Here is a 17,074-nt window from a genome sequence, read left to right as displayed (position 1 = left end):
ATATTATGAAAGAAGTTGTTCTGATCACCGGTGCCAGCGGCATGATTGCCAAAGAACTGGCAAAAAAAATAAGTAACGCATATGAAATCAGGTTTCTGACGCGAAAAAAAGTGCATGATCATGACTATGAATGGGATGTCCAAAAAAAAACTATAGATGAAAAAGCCCTTGACAATGTTTCTCATATCATTCATCTTGCAGGTGCCAATATTTCAGAAAAGCGCTGGACTTCGGAAAGAAAAAGAGAATTGATTTCCAGCCGTGTAGATTCTGCAGAATTACTTCGAACAACTTTAAGAAAAAACAAGATTAAGCTAAAGTCTTTTATTTCAGCCTCCGGAATTAATTTTTATGGTACTGAAACCTCAGAAAAAATTTATACCGAAACAGATCCGCCAGGCAACGATTTTCTAAGTGAAGTGGTTGTCTTATGGGAAAGAGCTGCTGACGATTTTAAGGAACAGGATCTCGCAGAAAGAGTTGTGAAAATACGTACTGCTGTAGTACTTTCTGAAAAAGACGGAGCATTAAAGAAAATGATCCCTCCTATTCAATATTATATCGGCTCTCCACTGGGAAGCGGGCAGCAATATATGCCATGGGTTCACATTGAAGACATCTGCTCTATTTATGAATTTGCTTTAAAAAACCCAGCAATAGATGGCGCTTATAATGCTGTATCTCCACAACATGCCACCAATAAAGAACTTACAAAAAAGATTGCCCAGGTACTTAAAAAACCACTATTTATGCCTAATGTTCCCGGATTTGTGCTGAAACTCTTATTCGGAGAGCTGGCTACTACTATATTGGAAGGTTCCAGAGCTTCCTCAAAGAAACTTCAGGATGCAGGTTTCCATTTTAAATTTCCGGATCTGGAGAACGCTTTAAAAGACTTACTAAAGAAGTAAATTCAGAAAAAATTAATTAAAAAAATATTTTAACACCTATTTATTATAACACAGAAAATATTCTCATGAAAAACCCGAATATCACCTTATTAAACACAGAAATCCTTTCAGATAACTGGTATACTTTAAACAAAGTCACCTACTCTGTTTTGAAAAAAGACGGAACTACAGAAACTCAAAGCAGAGAAGCCTATGACCGCGGAAACGGTGCAGTAATCCTTCTTTACAATACAGATTCAAACACCGTTATTCTTACCAGACAATTCAGATTACCTACTTATATCAACGGAAATTCTACAGGCATGCTCATTGAAGCCTGTGCAGGATTGTTGGATAATGATAATCCGGAAGACTGTATCAAAAGGGAAACAGAAGAAGAAACCGGATATAAAATTTCCAAGGTTGAGAAAATATTTGAAGCCTATATGTCGCCCGGATCTGTAACGGAAATTCTTTATTTCTTCATTGCAGAGTATTTAAATGAAATGAAAATCAACGACGGAGGTGGATTGGAAGAAGAAGGTGAAAATATCGAAGTTCTGGAATTATCGTTTGAAAAAAGTCTGAAAATGATTGATACAGGAGAAATCAAAGATGCAAAAACCATCATGCTTCTGCAACATTTGAGGATCAAAGGAATACTGTAGAAATAAGATATCAATGATGATTGATAATTGAAAACTGCATATCTAATAAAAACATTAACTTATAACTCATATTTAAACTATTAACAGATGATTGAACATGTGAAACTTGCCATTAATCCCAAATTTCAGGATTGGGTTCTTTTTGAAAATGGCACTTATATTATTTTTGATGACATCAGTATTATCGGAGATGTAAAAGAGAAAGCATTACAATTAATGAAAGAATTCGGTCCGGTTTATTCCGGAGGTCCTGCCGGAGATTTCAATGTAATTCATTTAAACCTTACTGAAGGATGGCTGGTTTCCGGACATGGTTATGGTATGTATACTTATGTACATCCTTCCGAACTGGACAGTGAATCCCCAAACGATCTTGAAATAGGACTTTATGGCAGATCTAAAAGAGATTCAGATGGTCAAAATCCTGAAATTATTCATATCAACAGGAGTGAAATTTCATAAGACCTACCATTCATAATTTATTATTCATAATTAAATACAATGCTTCAAGATCATATTACGGTGGAGAACCGCCATAAAGACTTTATTAAAAAAATCACAGAAACAGAAACAGTATACGCTTTAAAAGATGGCAAAGGCTATGCTACTTCGTATTCCAACGAGTCAGAATATGAAGACGGTGAAGAGGTACAGATCATTTGTTTCTGGTCTGATGCTGCCACAGCAAAATCATGCATAGAAAACGAATGGAATCATTATGAGCCTTCTTCTATTCCTCTCAACGAGTTTGTAGAAAACTGGTGTCTGGGAATGAATATCGACGGATTATTGGTAGGAACTAATTTCGACAGCAATCTGTTTGGTTACGAAGCTGAACCTTTAGAATTAATCCTTGATATTATTGAAGAGCTCAGATCTTCAGGAAAGTCACTGGAATTAAGAAAGTTTGAAAACATGGAAGATCTGGAAAAACAGATCAGAGCGGTGCTGGAAGATTAATAATTTAGCTCATATGAAGTCTTTGGGAATAAAGATCTTTAAAGCAAGTGCTTTAATTTTGGTCATTCTTTTCAGTATTCTTATGCTGAAAACTATTTCCCAGTATACTTCTCTTGAAAAAAATATAGGATTTCTGGCTTTTAAGCAGCAGGTTGTGGATAATCCGTATTGGATGATTTTTTTCTACATTCATATCTTTTCCGTAACGCTTTGTCTTCTGGCAGGTCTGACCCAGTTTTCAAATCGGTTTTTGACTGAAAATAAAAGCCTTCATAAGATAATTGGGAAAATATATGTCTACAACATCCTTATTATCAATGTTCCGGCATGCTTTGTTCTGGGACTTTTTTCCAATGGTGGTATTATCGGAATCACAGGATTTCTGATACAGGATATCCTTTGGGCTTATTTCACTATTGCCGCCATACTTTTTATCAAAAAGGGAAATGTGAACAGACACAGGATGTATATGATCTTAAGCTATACGGTTACCACCACAGCCATTACGTTCAGAATTGTTAAAAATCTGTTTTATAATGAAACCCGTCATGACTACCAACTTTTTTATGGTTTGAATGTCTGGGCAGCCCTTTTTATCAATCTTTTTATAGCTTATCTGATTCTCAGAAAAGAATCATTACTACCTGGAAAAGTCAACGTTAGAAAAGAAGATTAAAAGACTTATAAATGACACCAGAAAAAATGATGCAATAAATATCAAAGTATTAAAAAATGCTTCATATTGAGTATTCCGGGTCCATTTGCCGAAAAAACGCATTATCAGATAAGAAATTCCTCCCAAAACGGCAATAATAAAAAGAAGAAAAAATAATAAATCATGGTTTCGTGTTAATGTGTGTAAATCTATTATTTTAAATCTAAAAAAACAATCAATTACAGGACCACAATCTTCTGAATAGCCTTAATTTTGATCAACGTTATTATCTAAAAATTAATGTATGAAAATTAGAAGCCTTGACCATCTTGTTTTAACGGTGGCAGATATTGAAAAGACTATTGCATTTTACACTCATGTCATGGGCTTTGAAGTCATTACTTTTGGAGAGGACAGAAAAGCACTCATCTTTGGAAATCAAAAGATTAATCTGCATCAGAAAGGATATGAATTGGAGCCTAAAGCAGAGACTCCAACCTGTGGCTCTGCTGATCTTTGTTTCATTGCAGAGACAGGTCTTCATGAGATTATGGAAGAGCTCAGACAGAAAAATATAGAAATCATTGAAGGGATTGTAGACAGAACCGGAGCGGTAGGAAAAATCAAATCAGTTTACTTCCGTGATCCGGATTATAATCTTATTGAAGTAAGTAATTATTATTAACAAAAACAGCTCTGTATCAGTTTATTACTATCCATTTTTTAGAATTTAATGTTCCTGGATTTCTAAAACACAAAATTGTCAGTATAAAATTCATATAAAATTTGCAAAAACCATTGAGAAAATCTATTTAATCTTTTATATTTCGAATTTAAAGCCTTAATTTTGCATAGAAATTCAGAAAATTCGGATTCTTTCAACAGGTTATGTACATGAAAAAAATGATGATCGGGCTTGCTTTGGCCTTATCCATCACTATTTGGGGGCAAAAAACTCCTGCAAAAGCAAACAATCTGACCCCTTACAGCTATCAGACTTTTAACTGTGACAATAAAGGGTATTTTGACCCGGCTAAATATAAAAAAGAAGAAATAGACGGGGTAAATAAACTGTTGTATCAGTTCAATGGCGTGGTATTTGACACCCAACCTGTTTTTAAAATTGCCCAGCTTGAAGAAATCCGTAAAAACAGAGAAACGTATTTACAGGAACTGGAAAAGCAGTATGAAGAAAAGAAAAAGGAACTGTACAGCCTTAAAGTAATTGATCTTCCTCAATGGAAAAAATTAATGGAAGAAACTATTGATTCTTTTGAGAATGAATATCAGCTTAATAAAGAAGAAATCCTTGCGTATTCTGATCCCACCACACTGAGAAACAGTAAATATTACGATACCTGCAGAGAACAGATTGATGCTATCTCCTCTCCCGACAGAGAAAAGATGTTTGCAGCATGGAGAGCGTATACTGAACTTAAAAGCAAAAATAATGCTGATCCAAAGGGTGTAATGGCAAGATTTGATGCCAAAATGAATGACCCTCAAAAAGAAGATTATGCATTAATTGATATGATTGGTCTGGGTTTTCACAACTGTGCCAACAGCAGTTTCAGACAAAAGCGTAATAATGAAGAGACCTCTTATAAAGATTTTGATAAGATTTTCACCAAGCTGAAGAGAACTTGTGATCAGCCGTAGGCTTATTAAAAAGTTTGAAAGATTTAATCCTAAAAAATAGAATAGCAACACTCAGATTGAGTGTTGTTTTTTTATTGGTAAAGTTTCACAGAACGGTTAAGGAATGGTTAAAAGTGGGTTAATGGCTTATGATTTCTTTGAGAAAGGTCTCGTTACCTCTATTTTCGTACTTCTAAAACTATTCCATGAAATACATTGTTGCTTTCCTTACGTTGCTACTTTGCATAGCAGTATCAGCTCAAAAACCTATCTCTGTTCTTCCGTTTTTTCTGGAAAACAATTCTGTGTATGTATATTGTAAAGTCAATAAAACGGACAGTATTAAGTTCCTTTTTGATACCGGTGCAGATGGCTCTGTCATTAATAGTAATTCTAAGAAAAAGATTCCGCTGAAAATTGACGGAAAGTCTGAGAACAGAGGTTCCAACGGAGTAAATACTGTAGATTACAGCAGCCACAACACAATACAGTTTGGGAATATTGAGAAAAAAGAAATACGATTTACGCTTATTCCTTATGAATCTGTTCATTTTGACGGGGTTTTCGGAACGGATCTGATGAAGGGCAAACTCATTGAAATAGATTATCATAGAAATGAAATCCGGTTTTATGACGAAGATGATCTGCTTATGGATTTAACAGGATATGAAAAGGTAAAACTTCATATGATCGACAACTACCCTGCTGTAGAAAGCATTATCATGGTCAATGACAAAGAATACTCAGGATTCTTTGGGCTCGACAGCGGAGCGGATGATGTACTTACGATTGCTTCTCCTTTTGCAAATAAGAATGTTCTGGTAACAGCCATGAAAACAATAGGTAAAGCCACAGCACAAGGCTCCGATGGATCTGTATATGAAATGCCTGTTGTTCTTTGCCCAGCTGTTCAATTCGCTCAGAAGTATCTTTATAATCTCCCGGTTACCCTTTCCGGTTCTACTGAAGGAATTGATTCTACAGAAAAAATGGTGGGATTTTTTGGTAATCAGTTTTTAAAAAGGTTCAATACAGTGATTGATTTCAAGAATGGATTTATTTATTTTAAACTGAATAAAAATTTGTATTCGGAACTTAATTAGCTGTGAAATCAAATTGGGATATTCTTTAATACTATTGATATTAGAATTGATATAAAGATTAAATTTTATACTTTTATTCCAACTTTAACAAACTTACATAAATATGTCTCCAGAAGAATTTGTAAAAAACTTTCATTTAGAGAAACAAAATATTCTTCATTCCAGTTTTGATAATCAAATGGAATATAGAAGCTTGACTTCAAAAAAAATTGAAGAATTAAATTTGGATTAAATTCAAACCGAAAAATTAAAAGAGATAGTTTCAGGTCTTCTTACTGATACATTTTACACAATCCTTTTGGGGTTAGATGGCTCTGCAAGTATTGGTAGTATACAACAGTCTTTTAAAATTTATGATGAAAAGGGTAATTTAATATCAAAAGATGGAGATTTAGAAGAGTATGCTTATGAGTATTTTCACGGAGAATAAGAGCATGATATTTGAAATTTTTAATCTCTATTCCTTTTACTTTCAGAGCTATTCAAAATTAAAACAAATTAATAATGAATAAGTTATGATTTTATGGATTTAATTTCTTAATTTTGCACCCCGAAAATAAGGATTAGAGATATGAAAAAAATTGGTGAACACAGAACACTTCTTGGAGTTGATAAAAACGTTACTTTAAGAGAATTAAAGACGATTTACAGAAATGTGATGAAAGATACCCATCCTGACAAATTCATTAATGATGAAGCAGGAAAACAGGAAGCAGAAGAAAAAAGCAAGTCTGTGATTGAAGCCTACCACTTTTTGGTAAGTATTAATCCTGAAACACAGGAAAAATATAAAGAAGAATATACTGAAACCATTACAAAATCTAATATTCAGGATTTCTATCTGGAGAAATCAATTTTAACGGTTCAGCACTTAAACGGAAATATGTATGAATATATGGGGGTTCCAAGAAATACCTATATCAAAATGATCAATGCTGATTCACCAAGCCGTTTTGCAAGAAGACATATCTACGGAAACTTCGTTTACAGAAAGTCCGGAGAGGCTATGGCAGATTAATTTTTTCTACAACAATATAGAAGAGCTTCCAGTTTTACTGGGAGCTTTTTTGTTGCCCAAACCGGATGTTATGTTTTCGCTAAAGCCAATATTGGCTGTTATAAATTTAAGCGGGCTAAAGCCCACTCCTATTGAATATTTTCTTAATGCACAATAACCATCAATAGAAATGGGCTTTAGCCCATTTACAATAATAAAAATCATCCAATGGCTTTAGCCCAAACCTATATAACTAAATTTTAAATCATCAAATATCAACAAAAAAGCGCCTCAGAAGATCTGAGGCGCTTTCGGTTAATTAAAGGTTTAATTTATTTGTCTAAATGCTTCGGAGTAAATCCGTCTTCATTCAGTTCTCTGTGTACGTAATCCGCTTTCATTTCAGCTTCGTAGTCTACTTTAGTATCTTTACCCATTCTTCTTAGAACGGAGTCAAATAGAGAGTATACTACCGGTACAATGATCAATGTAAGGAATAGTGATGATGTCAAACCACCGATTACTACCCATGCAAGACCTTTGTTCATCTCAGCTCCGGCCCCTGTTGCCAATGCGATCGGTAACATACCGAAGATCATCGCAATGGTAGTCATCAGGATCGGACGAAGACGTGCGTGGTTGGCTTGTACCAGGGCATCGTGAGTGTTTGCTCCGGCTGCTTTTCTTGCATTTGTAAAGTCAACGATAAGGATCGCATTCTTCGCTACCAGACCAATCAACATGATCATCCCTAACATGGTAAAGATGTTCAGTGAGTTGGCAGTTAAGGCAAGGATTACCATTACCCCGATCATCGCTAGCGGGATTGAGAACAATACCACGAAAGGATATACAAAACTGTCATATAGTGAAACCATTACCAGGTATACCAATACAATAGCAGCCAATAATGCAATTCCTAACGTACCGAAACCTTCCTGCTGGTTTTCCATATCTCCACTCCAGATGTAATCTACACCTACAGGTTTTTTGGTGCTGTTCATGAACTGGTTTGCCCACTCATTGGCTACGTCACCTACCGGTCTACCAACAGCTTTCGCTCTTACTTTTACGGAAGGAGACTTATCTCTACGTTCAAGCAAACTTGGTCCTGAACCCATTTCCACGTTAGCAAACTGGCTTAAACGAACCTGCTGTCCCTGAGGGTTTGTAAACATAAGGTTTTTAACGTCATCAATAGACTGTCTGTTCACATCTCCGAAACGGATATTGATGTCATATTCATATTCTCCGGCTCTGAATTTTCCGTCAGTATTACCGTTGAACGCGGTCTGCATCGTCTGCCCTACACTTGAAAGGTTTAAACCTAAAGCAGACATTTTATCTCTGTCAATACTTACCTGAACTTCCGGGCTACCTGTATCTGTTGACAATTCTGCATCTACTGCTCCAGGAACTTTTTTCAACAGCTCAAGGATTCTTGTTGCTTCTTTTACTGCGGTAGCATTATCCGGAGCGGTTACAACCATTTCAATAGGAGCATTTTCAGCACCCATGATACCGATTGGAGCTGTTTTAAACTCAACTCCTGTGAATTTCTCTTCCAGCTGTCTTTTTATTTTTGCAGCTTTGATATTGGTACTTTCAGAACGTTCAGATTTATCTGTTAAGTTCACCTGAACCTCGGATTGGTAAGTAGTTGCCTGAGCTCCACCAAAACCTGTAGACTGCTGTCCTACTGTTGTGATAAGGTCTACAACATCTTTATCATTTCTTAAAAACTTCTCAACCTCTAGTGTTAATTGGTTTGTCTTTTCAACGGTTGCATCTTTTGACAATTCCATTTGTACCAGGAACTGGCCACGGTCGATTGGCGGGAAGAACTCACCTCCAATGAACCCGAATGCTACCAGCATGAATGAACTGATTAAAACAATAAATGTAATCACTACAGTTGAAATTCTTCTTAATGTCGTTTTCAGACACCATTCAAGAATTCCTGTGATCCAGTGTGTAAACCTGTCAATTAATCCTTCAAACCAAAGAATGAATTTCTCAAACCAGTTTTTACCTGTTAAATGTTCCAGTTTACCGAATCTTGATGATAACCAAGGAATGATGGTAAATGAAGCCAATAATGATAACAAGGTGGCAATAACTACCGTGACGCAGAACTGTGCCAGGATGTTGGCTACAAGACCTGAACTCATCGCAATCGGTAAGAATACCACCACAATTACCAAGGTAATCGCAGCAACGGTAAATCCGATCTCTGAAGCTCCGTCATACGCTGCTCTGATCTTACTTTTCCCCATCTCCATGTGGCGGTAAATGTTTTCCAGAACTACAATCGCGTCATCCACCAGGATACCTACCACAAGGGATAGTCCCAGTAAACTCATTAAGTTCAAAGTATATCCCATAAGGTTCATTCCGATGAACGCTGCCACCAATGAAGCCGGGATAGAAACCATTACGATGAATGCGTTTCTGATACTGTGAAGGAATAGTAACATTACAATTGCCACGAGGATAATCGCTAAGAATAAGTCGAAAATAACGTGGTTGGCAGATTCAAGAGTAAATTCTGTCGTATCGTTTACGATTTTCACTTTTACTCCCTGAACTTTATAGGCTTCTTCTACTGTTTTGATGGTCTTCTGAACACTTTCAGATACTGCTACCGCATTGGCATCAGATTGTTTCTTAACCTGCATCAAAATGGTAGGAAACTGATTGAATCTCGCTACTTTTTCAACATCCTTCTGAGAGTCGAAAACGGTTGCGATATCAGATAAACGTACCTGAGCTCCATTTTTATTGGAAACAACAAGGTTGTTCATTTCCTCTGTAGATTTATACTTTCCTGAAAGTCTGATCGTAGATTTTGTAGTTCTCGTTTTCAAACTTCCTGTAGGGAAATCTAAGTTTGATGAAAGAATGGCCTGTTGTACATCTCCAATTGAAAGTCCATAACCCTGTAATTTTTTCTCATCAAGATTTACCTGAATCTCTCTCTCCTGTCCACCAACAAGGTCCACCTGAGCTACCCCATTTACACGGGAGAAAATAGGTTCAATCTTTTTATCCAATAAGTCATAAAGGTCCTTACTGTTCAGTTTATCCGATGAAATACTCATCGTGATAATCGGTAAATCATCTAAGGAGAATTTGTTCAGAGACGGTGCTTTTACATCTTCCGGAAGGTCTGCCAGAATCGCATTTACCTTTCTCTGCGCATCATTCAAAGCGTAGTCTACATCGGCTCCATCGTTCAGCTGAACCATGATTACGGATAAGCTTTCGTATGAAGAAGATTCTACTTTTTTAACGTTTTCCAAAGAACCTACGGCATCTTCAATCTTTCGGGTCACGGAGGTTTCCACCTCTGCAGGCGAAGCTCCAGGATAGACCGTAGAAATGGTTACCATGTTGGTTTCAAACTTTGGAATCAATTCGTATCCCATGAGCGTATAACTCAGGATACCTCCCAACGTCAGAATTGTAAATAATACAATTACAAGCGAGGGTCTTTTGATCGATATTTCTGCTAACTTCATAGATCTGCTACTTTATAATGTTCACTTTAGATCCGTTGTCCAGATTGATCTGTCCGCTAGTAACCACCTGCTCTCCTCCATTCAATCCGCTTAAAATCTGAACTTTATCTCCGTAAACTTTTCCGATGGTTACTTTGATCAATTTAGCAACACCATTCTGGACAACGAATAATTGTCCTGAGCTTACTCCGTTAACAAACGCTTCTGCAGGAACTGTCAGCATATTCTGAGTTTCTGCCCCGTTATTTGTACTGAATTTAGCTGTTGCATACATACCAGCCTTAAGGTTTCCTCTGTTTTGTACTTCAATTTCAACAGGGAAATTAAGAGAAGCATCACTTTTAGGAGCAATGAAAGTAATTCTACCTACGAAAGAATCTTCAGGCAAAACATTTACTTTAATCGGAACTTCCTGACCTAACTGGATTTTTCCGATCTGGCTTTCATCTACCAAAACAGATAGTTTCAGACTGTTGATATTAACGATTTCAAACATCGATGTTCCAGGAGAAACCACCGTTCCGGGCTCAACCATTTTCTTGTTGATGGTACCGCTGATTCCTGCACGGATGCTTGTATCATTTACTTTTACACCCTGTGCTCTTACTGCAGCCTGAGCATTTTTCAGCTGTAGTCTTGAGTTGTCAAGCTGTTGTTTTGTAACTCCGCCTGTTTTATATGCGTTCTCATATCGTTGGTTATCAATAATAGCATTCTGCAGATTGTTCTGAGCCTGGGTAACATCCACTTCGATAGCATCTTTTTTGATCGTTGCCAAAACCTGTCCTGCTCCTACCCTTGAACCCTCTTTTACCAGAACGCTTACGATACGTCCTGATATTTCAGAAGACTGGTTCATTTCCTGCTTAGGAATAAAAGTTCCGTTGGCTGAGTAGTCTGTATCAATATTTTCTCTTGTAACGGTTACAATATTAACATTGATCTTATCTACCTGTTTGGCAACTTCTTTTACTTCCTGCGTCTGTTTTTCTTTGTTACCGGCAATCTTGTAAGCGGCTAAACCAACCAGTACAGCTGCTACGATGATATATATTAAAGTTTTTTTCATTTTAGTTTATTATAAGTTTTGTAGTGTGTTTAGTTCACCCTTAGCTTTTATCAGCTTGATCTCTGCCTGTTTATAATCCAGCAATGCATTGGAATAGTTCTGTTTTGCCTGCGTAAGAGCATTTTCTGAATCCAGCACTTCCGTAAGTGTTGCCAGTCCATACTGGTAGTTTGACTGGGTATTTTTCTGAACTCTTTCTGCCAATCCTACATTATCTTTCATGCTTTCGAGATTGATCAATGCATTTTCCATATTGGTAACGGCATTTTTATAATCTAAACTCAAGCTCAGTTGAGTGTTTTCAATATCAACATCAAGATCCTGAATATCTATTTCTGCCTGGTTGATCTTTGCTTTTGTAGCTCCACCCGTGAAAATAGGAATATTGACATTCAAACCAATTGCTGAAAAATCGCTCCAGAGAACGCCTCTACTAAGGCCATTGGTCAATGGGAATTTTGCTCCGTTAGCTCCCCATCCGTAGTTCGCCGTAAGATTTACTGATGGATAAAGATAAGCTTCAGTCGCTTTTTTATTGAAAACCAAAAGTTCCCTGTTTTTATTTAAAACTTTAAGCTCTGTACGATCATTAAGATTTACGTTGCTCGCAATCAGCTCAGGTTTTGGTTCGATTTGTTTTTCTTCAAGCTCGATGTCTGTAGAAATCGGGATTCCCATATAAAACTTAAGGGCATTTTTTGAAAGTTCAACAGAGTTGATTAAAGCCTGCTTGTTGGAACCGATATTGGTGAGCTGAACATTGGTTCTGTCCAAATCGATTGCTTTTGCCAAACCGTTATCAACCAAACTTTTAATAACATTTCTTACTTTTTCAGTATTGGCATAGCTGGCTGTTACCGTTTTAAGGTTTTCCTCCTGTACGAACACCTGATAATAAGCTGTTGCAACATTTTCAATAATCTGTTCATTGGTTAACTGAGCATTCAGTACATAAAACTCTCTAGTTGACTTTGCAGCTTTCAATCCTGTAAAGACTCTCTGATCAAAAATCGCCTGCTGAAGTTGTACAGAAGCTGTTGAACCCCAAGGCTGCCCAAACTGAGCTCTGATTTTCTCTCCTCCAAATTCCAGCAAAGATTCCTGAATAATCGGATTATAGGTTAAACCTGCCGTAGCACTGACCTGAGGAAGGGCACCGGCTCTGGCTTCATCAATCTTGTATTCGGCTTTTTTCACCTGTAAAGCAGCTTTTTTAGCTTCTGCTTTATTTTGAAGTGCCTGTTTAATCGCTTCCTGCAGGGAAACCTGCTGCTGGGCAGACATCAGTGTTGAGCCGAAAATCATAAATGCTGAAGCTATCCCAATTTTTAGCTTTGTAGCAGTTATACGTTTTCTATTCATAATTTTATACTTCGTTTATTTTTTATTTAATTTTCATTCATTATTTATTTCTATTTGACGAATCATTTTCAGAAATACTTTAGTTTTTTTTAGTTTTTGAACAACATATTGATAATAATCTCTTTTCTTTCAGAAATAATTTTATCATATTCTTCATCATTAATTAAAAGATTTTCCATAAATAATGGTCTTATTGCACTTGGAAATACCAGCAATGAAACCATATTCAGAATAAACTGAACCGGAGCCATTTTCTCAATATTTCCCAATTCCATTTCTTTTTCAATATCCTTGTACATATCGTTCAGGATATCCTCCTCAATTTCTCTGTGATGGCAGGTTCCTTTATTGATCTGTGACACGATATACGTTTCCAGATACGGATACTGAAGGCTTGTAGAAAGACTGCTTTCTATGAATTTGCTGATCTTCTCTTTAAAAGGAAGAGCTGAATTCTGAATGATCTTCGATTTTTCCTGTTCTACTCTTTGCGCTTCATCAAAGATGATCTGGATAAGCTTATCTCTTGAACGGAAATAGTAATTAATAAGCGTTCTGTTCACTCCTGCTTCATCTGCAATCTCCTGCGTAGTAGCATCAAACTTTCCTTTCACAAAGAATAAATTCTTCGCTGTCTCCTTGATCAATTCCTGTGTTTGGTCTTTTTTTGCTTGATTTGACATTTTTGTTAAACAAATTTGTGCAAATTTATAGTAAAAATTATTTTTGACAAAATTGTTAAACAAAAAAATTAAACACATTTGTCATGACATGCATCATGTTTGTTCACATAAGTTTGTTATTACTTAATGTTTAATGAGAAAGCTATTTTTATATCTTTGCCGCAAAAATTAATAACTGATGAAGAAAATTCTTTCGCTGTTCATGGTTTTGAACGCGGTACTTCTATTTTCACAAAATTTGCTTTGGCATTTTCAAACCAAAAGTTCTATTATAGAATCTCAGCATTATATTGCTTTTAGTGATACAGATTCTCAAGGAAATATTTATGTTGGAGGAAGATATGGACGTTTTGCATTTCCCAGCATTAATAGCATTACATTTGATAATATTACAAAAACCAGCAGTGCAGATGAAGATTCAAGAGCTGTTATTGCAAAACTTGACAAGAACAAAAATGTAATCTGGGTAAAAGAAATCAGATCAAAATATTCATCATCCTTAAATTCCTTAGTTGTAGATAAACAGGACAATCTTGTATTTACAGGATATACAGATGGGCATGATTTAAAACTGAACCCTAACTCAGAGACTATTTTTGATACAGGGATTAACTCCGGTAGTTCATTCATGGTAAAGCTAGATACTAACGGAAACTTTGTCTTTGGGAATATTTATAATTATGTTTATAATATGGCCTGTACAATTGATTTAGATAACAATATCATCTCTACAGGAAATTATACAAACTACCCTCCACAATTTCTTACTGATTTGGATCCTAATCCTAATGCAGTATTTTATCTGCCTCCTCCAAGTGGTTTATTTGTTATGAAGAATACTTCCGCTGGAGCTTTTTCATGGGCCCGCCCTCTCCATGCTCACAATACCCCATCAATACATGCAGTAAAAACTGATCATAACAAAAATATTATTATTCTTGGAAACTTTGAAGCGTATTTGAAAATAGATAATAACTCTTTTCCTTCTACCAGTGTTAATTACAATCAGGGTTTTTTGGCAAAATTCAATACTAACGGAAATTTCACGTGGTATCAACCATTAACCTATTTAAGTGCCTATCTTGGGACTGCAAACTCAAAGATTGAAATTGATAACGCTAATAATATTTATACTGCCAGTAATTATTACAATGCACAAAATATTACTTTTCCAAATACCACAATAAATGCTCCTGCTGATGGACGTACAATGATCTATAAAATAACCCCCAATGGTCATTTAGTATGGAACTCCCTCATCAAAGGAGACGTAAGCTATGACTTTCGTTCTATTAAGCTCAATGCTGACAATACTATAAATTTCTTTGTGCGTTATGCTGATAATATGATTAAGGTTATCAATGGAAATAATAATACAGAAGAAATTGTAAAAAGAATAGACCTAGGGCTTAATTACAGTTATTTATCAAATGATGCTCAGACATATTATTTAAAATTCAGAAATGATGGTAAACTAATATTCAATAAAAGTGATTTCTCTTCTTATACTTTTGACCAAAGTATAGATTATGAAGGAAATATGATTCTTGCCGGAAATTATGATGGATATCAGGACTTTAATCCTGATCAGGATATTAAAGAAATAAAATATACAAATAATGATATAAGCTCTTTTATTCAAAAGTTTGGCAAATGTTATAACGGAACTCCAGATGGAGATAAAATACAAACATTTTGTTCATCAATCAATCCAACAGTACATGATCTATACCCTAATACATCCTATACAACCTGGTATGATTCTTTAATATCCACTACACCTCTAAGCAGCACTACTCCTTTACAGAACAACATTATTTATTATGCTTCTGTTCAGGATGAATCTTGTCCTTTTAATAACAAGAGATTAGCTGTAAAAGTGATCATTAAAAATGCACCTCTCAAACTTACAGTAACTGACTTCTATTTTTGCAGTAACGTTAATCAGATGAGTTTGTATCAACTGAACATTAATAATAACCAAAATATTAGATTCTATGATGCAGCTGGCAACTTAATTAGCAGCTCATCCTATATTATTGAAGGAGCTCAATATTATGTTACTGAACAAAATACGGAATGCGAAAGTGAAAAAGCTCCTTTTAAAGTATTTTCAATACAAGGTGCTACCCCTACAGGAAACACTCCACAAACTTTCTGCACAACCAATAATCCTAAAATCTCTGACATCCAGATCACAGGTCAGAATATAAAATGGTATGATGCGGCAGGAAATATTGTACCTGCAACAACTGTTCTTATTAATGGACAAACCTATTATGCTTCTCAGACTATTAATGGCTGTGAGAGTAATAAAACAGCCATTCAGGTAACGGTAAATACAACTCCTAAACCGACAGCCAATGTAAATCAGGATTTTTGTGCTTCTGCCAACCCTACTTTAGAAAAACTGGTTGTAACGGGAACTGCTCTTAAATTTTATAATGCAGCAGGAAATGTAATTCCAATGTCAACTCCTCTGATAAGCGGACAAACGTACTTTGTAACCCAGACAATTAACAACTGTGAATCTGAAAAACTGGCAATTACAGTAACTTTATCTACCAATAATGTGCCCGCAAAAGACATTACGCAGGTACAATGTAATACAACTACTGCTAATTCAATGGTTGTTAATCTTCACTCATATGAAGCAAGTATTATTAATAATCCAGGGAATTATATTTTCACTTATACTGACACTTCAGGAAACCCTATTTCTAATCCTTCTGCTTATATTTTGAATGTCGGGACAACCCTTATCCACGTAAGGGTTTCAACTCCTGACGGATGTTTTAAGGTGGTGAGATTAAACCTTACGCTTAATCCAAAACCTATTGTTCTGCTTCCTGATATGCTTGATTTCTGTGAAGGAAAATCGGTTGTTTTAGATCCAGGCCCTGGATTTAAGTCTTATGAATGGAGTACCGGAGCAACCACTCAAACGATTACAGTATCTACTCCAGGGACATATACTGTTAAAGTAACCAACGTTTTCGGATGTGAAAGTACAAGCTCTACCCAGGTAAGCTATTCTGTTTTAGCACATATTGTTTCTGTCAATATCACGAACAATACAGCGACCGTTATTCTTTCTCAGAGCGGAAACTTTGAATTTTCTTTAAATAATTTCACATGGCAGGATTCCAATATTTTCACCAATTTAAGTATGGGAGAATACACCGTTTATGTGAGAACAAAATCCGGATGTATTATCGGGCAGAAGAACTTCTCGATTTTCAATATACCCAATGCAATCAGTCCCAACAGTGATGGAATCAATGATACATGGAGAATTGCAGGATTGGAAAATTATCCGGGAACGGAGGTAAGTTTATATGACAGAAGAGGTGCTGTAATCTACAAAGAGATTATCAGAAATAAACCTTTCCAGTGGGACGGAAGATATGAATCCCATCCTATTTCTACAGGAAATTACTGGTATACCATAAAAGTTTCTGATGGAAGAATCTACAACGGATGGCTTCTGATTAAGAACAGATAGTAAAATAAAAACGAGCAGAAATT

Annotated in this window: 14 protein-coding genes; 10 read left to right on the top strand and 4 right to left on the bottom strand. The window is 35.9% G+C overall.

Annotated elements, in window-relative coordinates; genetic code table 11:
• Positions 1-5: 5 nt before the first annotated feature.
• The 9 genes from KBP46_RS01725 (at position 6) to KBP46_RS01685 (ending at position 6,932) form a co-directional block, all read left to right on the top strand.
• Entirely contained in the window at positions 6-911 is a 906-nt protein-coding gene (locus tag KBP46_RS01725) for a TIGR01777 family oxidoreductase (protein WP_216444475.1), read from the top strand.
• 65 nt (positions 912-976) lie between these two features.
• Positions 977-1,558, top strand: a complete 582-nt coding sequence (nudK, locus tag KBP46_RS01720; RefSeq protein ID WP_216444474.1) for a GDP-mannose pyrophosphatase NudK — start codon at positions 977-979, stop codon at positions 1,556-1,558.
• Between the two features lie 87 nt (positions 1,559-1,645).
• Positions 1,646-2,020 (top strand): hypothetical protein, encoded by a 375-nt coding sequence (locus KBP46_RS01715; RefSeq protein ID WP_062675093.1) that lies wholly within the window; start codon positions 1,646-1,648, stop codon positions 2,018-2,020.
• A gap of 39 nt (positions 2,021-2,059) precedes the next feature.
• Complete coding sequence (locus tag KBP46_RS01710; protein ID WP_216444473.1) at positions 2,060-2,518, top strand: DUF2750 domain-containing protein; 459 nt, start codon at positions 2,060-2,062, stop codon at positions 2,516-2,518.
• 13 nt (positions 2,519-2,531) lie between these two features.
• Positions 2,532-3,194 carry a DUF2306 domain-containing protein gene (locus KBP46_RS01705; protein WP_216444472.1) on the top strand — a complete coding sequence of 221 codons (663 nt, stop codon included), beginning with the start codon at positions 2,532-2,534 and terminating at the stop codon, positions 3,192-3,194.
• A gap of 283 nt (positions 3,195-3,477) precedes the next feature.
• A complete protein-coding gene (locus KBP46_RS01700) occupies positions 3,478-3,858 on the top strand; it encodes a VOC family protein (RefSeq protein WP_216444471.1) in 381 nt (126 codons plus the stop codon).
• A 209-nt stretch (positions 3,859-4,067) separates the two neighbouring features.
• Entirely contained in the window at positions 4,068-4,832 is a 765-nt protein-coding gene (locus tag KBP46_RS01695; protein ID WP_120231402.1) for a hypothetical protein, read from the top strand.
• Positions 4,833-5,017: 185 nt separating this feature from the next.
• A complete protein-coding gene (locus tag KBP46_RS01690; protein ID WP_216444470.1) occupies positions 5,018-5,914 on the top strand; it encodes a retropepsin-like aspartic protease in 897 nt (298 codons plus the stop codon).
• Positions 5,915-6,485: 571 nt separating this feature from the next.
• Positions 6,486-6,932 (top strand): KTSC domain-containing protein, encoded by a 447-nt coding sequence (locus KBP46_RS01685; RefSeq protein ID WP_047429652.1) that lies wholly within the window; start codon positions 6,486-6,488, stop codon positions 6,930-6,932.
• Positions 6,933-7,243: 311 nt separating this feature from the next.
• Here the strand turns inward: KBP46_RS01685 and KBP46_RS01680 are convergent, their stop codons facing one another.
• The 4 genes from KBP46_RS01680 to KBP46_RS01665 all read right to left on the bottom strand — a co-directional run bounded on the left by KBP46_RS01680 (position 7,244) and on the right by KBP46_RS01665 (position 13,546).
• A complete protein-coding gene (locus tag KBP46_RS01680; RefSeq protein WP_216444469.1) occupies positions 7,244-10,432 on the bottom strand; it encodes an efflux RND transporter permease subunit in 3,189 nt (1,062 codons plus the stop codon).
• A 7-nt stretch (positions 10,433-10,439) separates the two neighbouring features.
• Positions 10,440-11,501: an efflux RND transporter periplasmic adaptor subunit gene (locus KBP46_RS01675; RefSeq protein WP_062675100.1), complete on the bottom strand. Its 1,062-nt coding sequence runs from the start codon at positions 11,499-11,501 to the stop codon at positions 10,440-10,442.
• A 9-nt stretch (positions 11,502-11,510) separates the two neighbouring features.
• On the bottom strand, positions 11,511-12,863 hold the full coding sequence (locus KBP46_RS01670; RefSeq protein WP_123279895.1) for a TolC family protein: 1,353 nt from the start codon (positions 12,861-12,863) through the stop codon (positions 11,511-11,513).
• 89 nt (positions 12,864-12,952) lie between these two features.
• Positions 12,953-13,546, bottom strand: a complete 594-nt coding sequence (locus tag KBP46_RS01665; protein WP_062675102.1) for a TetR/AcrR family transcriptional regulator — start codon at positions 13,544-13,546, stop codon at positions 12,953-12,955.
• Positions 13,547-13,724: 178 nt separating this feature from the next.
• On the opposite strand from KBP46_RS01665, the gene KBP46_RS01660 reads away from it, so the two are divergent.
• A complete protein-coding gene (locus tag KBP46_RS01660) occupies positions 13,725-17,051 on the top strand; it encodes a T9SS type B sorting domain-containing protein (RefSeq protein WP_216444468.1) in 3,327 nt (1,108 codons plus the stop codon).
• The last annotated feature ends 23 nt before the right edge of the window (positions 17,052-17,074 follow it).

The organism is Chryseobacterium sp. PCH239, from assembly GCF_018924625.1.
Taxonomy (GTDB): Bacteria; Bacteroidota; Bacteroidia; order Flavobacteriales; family Weeksellaceae; genus Chryseobacterium; species Chryseobacterium cucumeris.
This window is presented reverse-complemented; position numbering and strand designations above follow the sequence as displayed.

Excerpts from the sequence above, each read along its gene's own strand:
- KBP46_RS01715 (WP_062675093.1), top strand. The coding sequence starts at position 1,646 with ATGATTGAACATGTGAAACTTGCCATTAATCCCAAATTTCAGGATTGG.
- KBP46_RS01690 (WP_216444470.1), top strand. The coding sequence starts at position 5,018 with ATGAAATACATTGTTGCTTTCCTTACGTTGCTACTTTGCATAGCAGTA.
- KBP46_RS01700 (WP_216444471.1), top strand. The coding sequence starts at position 3,478 with ATGAAAATTAGAAGCCTTGACCATCTTGTTTTAACGGTGGCAGATATT.
- KBP46_RS01670 (WP_123279895.1), bottom strand. The coding sequence starts at position 12,863 with ATGAATAGAAAACGTATAACTGCTACAAAGCTAAAAATTGGGATAGCT.
- nudK (WP_216444474.1), top strand. The coding sequence starts at position 977 with ATGAAAAACCCGAATATCACCTTATTAAACACAGAAATCCTTTCAGAT.
- KBP46_RS01680 (WP_216444469.1), bottom strand. The coding sequence starts at position 10,432 with ATGAAGTTAGCAGAAATATCGATCAAAAGACCCTCGCTTGTAATTGTA.
- KBP46_RS01685 (WP_047429652.1), top strand. The coding sequence starts at position 6,486 with ATGAAAAAAATTGGTGAACACAGAACACTTCTTGGAGTTGATAAAAAC.
- KBP46_RS01710 (WP_216444473.1), top strand. The coding sequence starts at position 2,060 with ATGCTTCAAGATCATATTACGGTGGAGAACCGCCATAAAGACTTTATT.
- KBP46_RS01660 (WP_216444468.1), top strand. The coding sequence starts at position 13,725 with ATGAAGAAAATTCTTTCGCTGTTCATGGTTTTGAACGCGGTACTTCTA.
- KBP46_RS01705 (WP_216444472.1), top strand. The coding sequence starts at position 2,532 with ATGAAGTCTTTGGGAATAAAGATCTTTAAAGCAAGTGCTTTAATTTTG.
- KBP46_RS01695 (WP_120231402.1), top strand. The coding sequence starts at position 4,068 with ATGAAAAAAATGATGATCGGGCTTGCTTTGGCCTTATCCATCACTATT.
- KBP46_RS01675 (WP_062675100.1), bottom strand. The coding sequence starts at position 11,501 with ATGAAAAAAACTTTAATATATATCATCGTAGCAGCTGTACTGGTTGGT.
- KBP46_RS01665 (WP_062675102.1), bottom strand. The coding sequence starts at position 13,546 with ATGTCAAATCAAGCAAAAAAAGACCAAACACAGGAATTGATCAAGGAG.
- KBP46_RS01725 (WP_216444475.1), top strand. The coding sequence starts at position 6 with ATGAAAGAAGTTGTTCTGATCACCGGTGCCAGCGGCATGATTGCCAAA.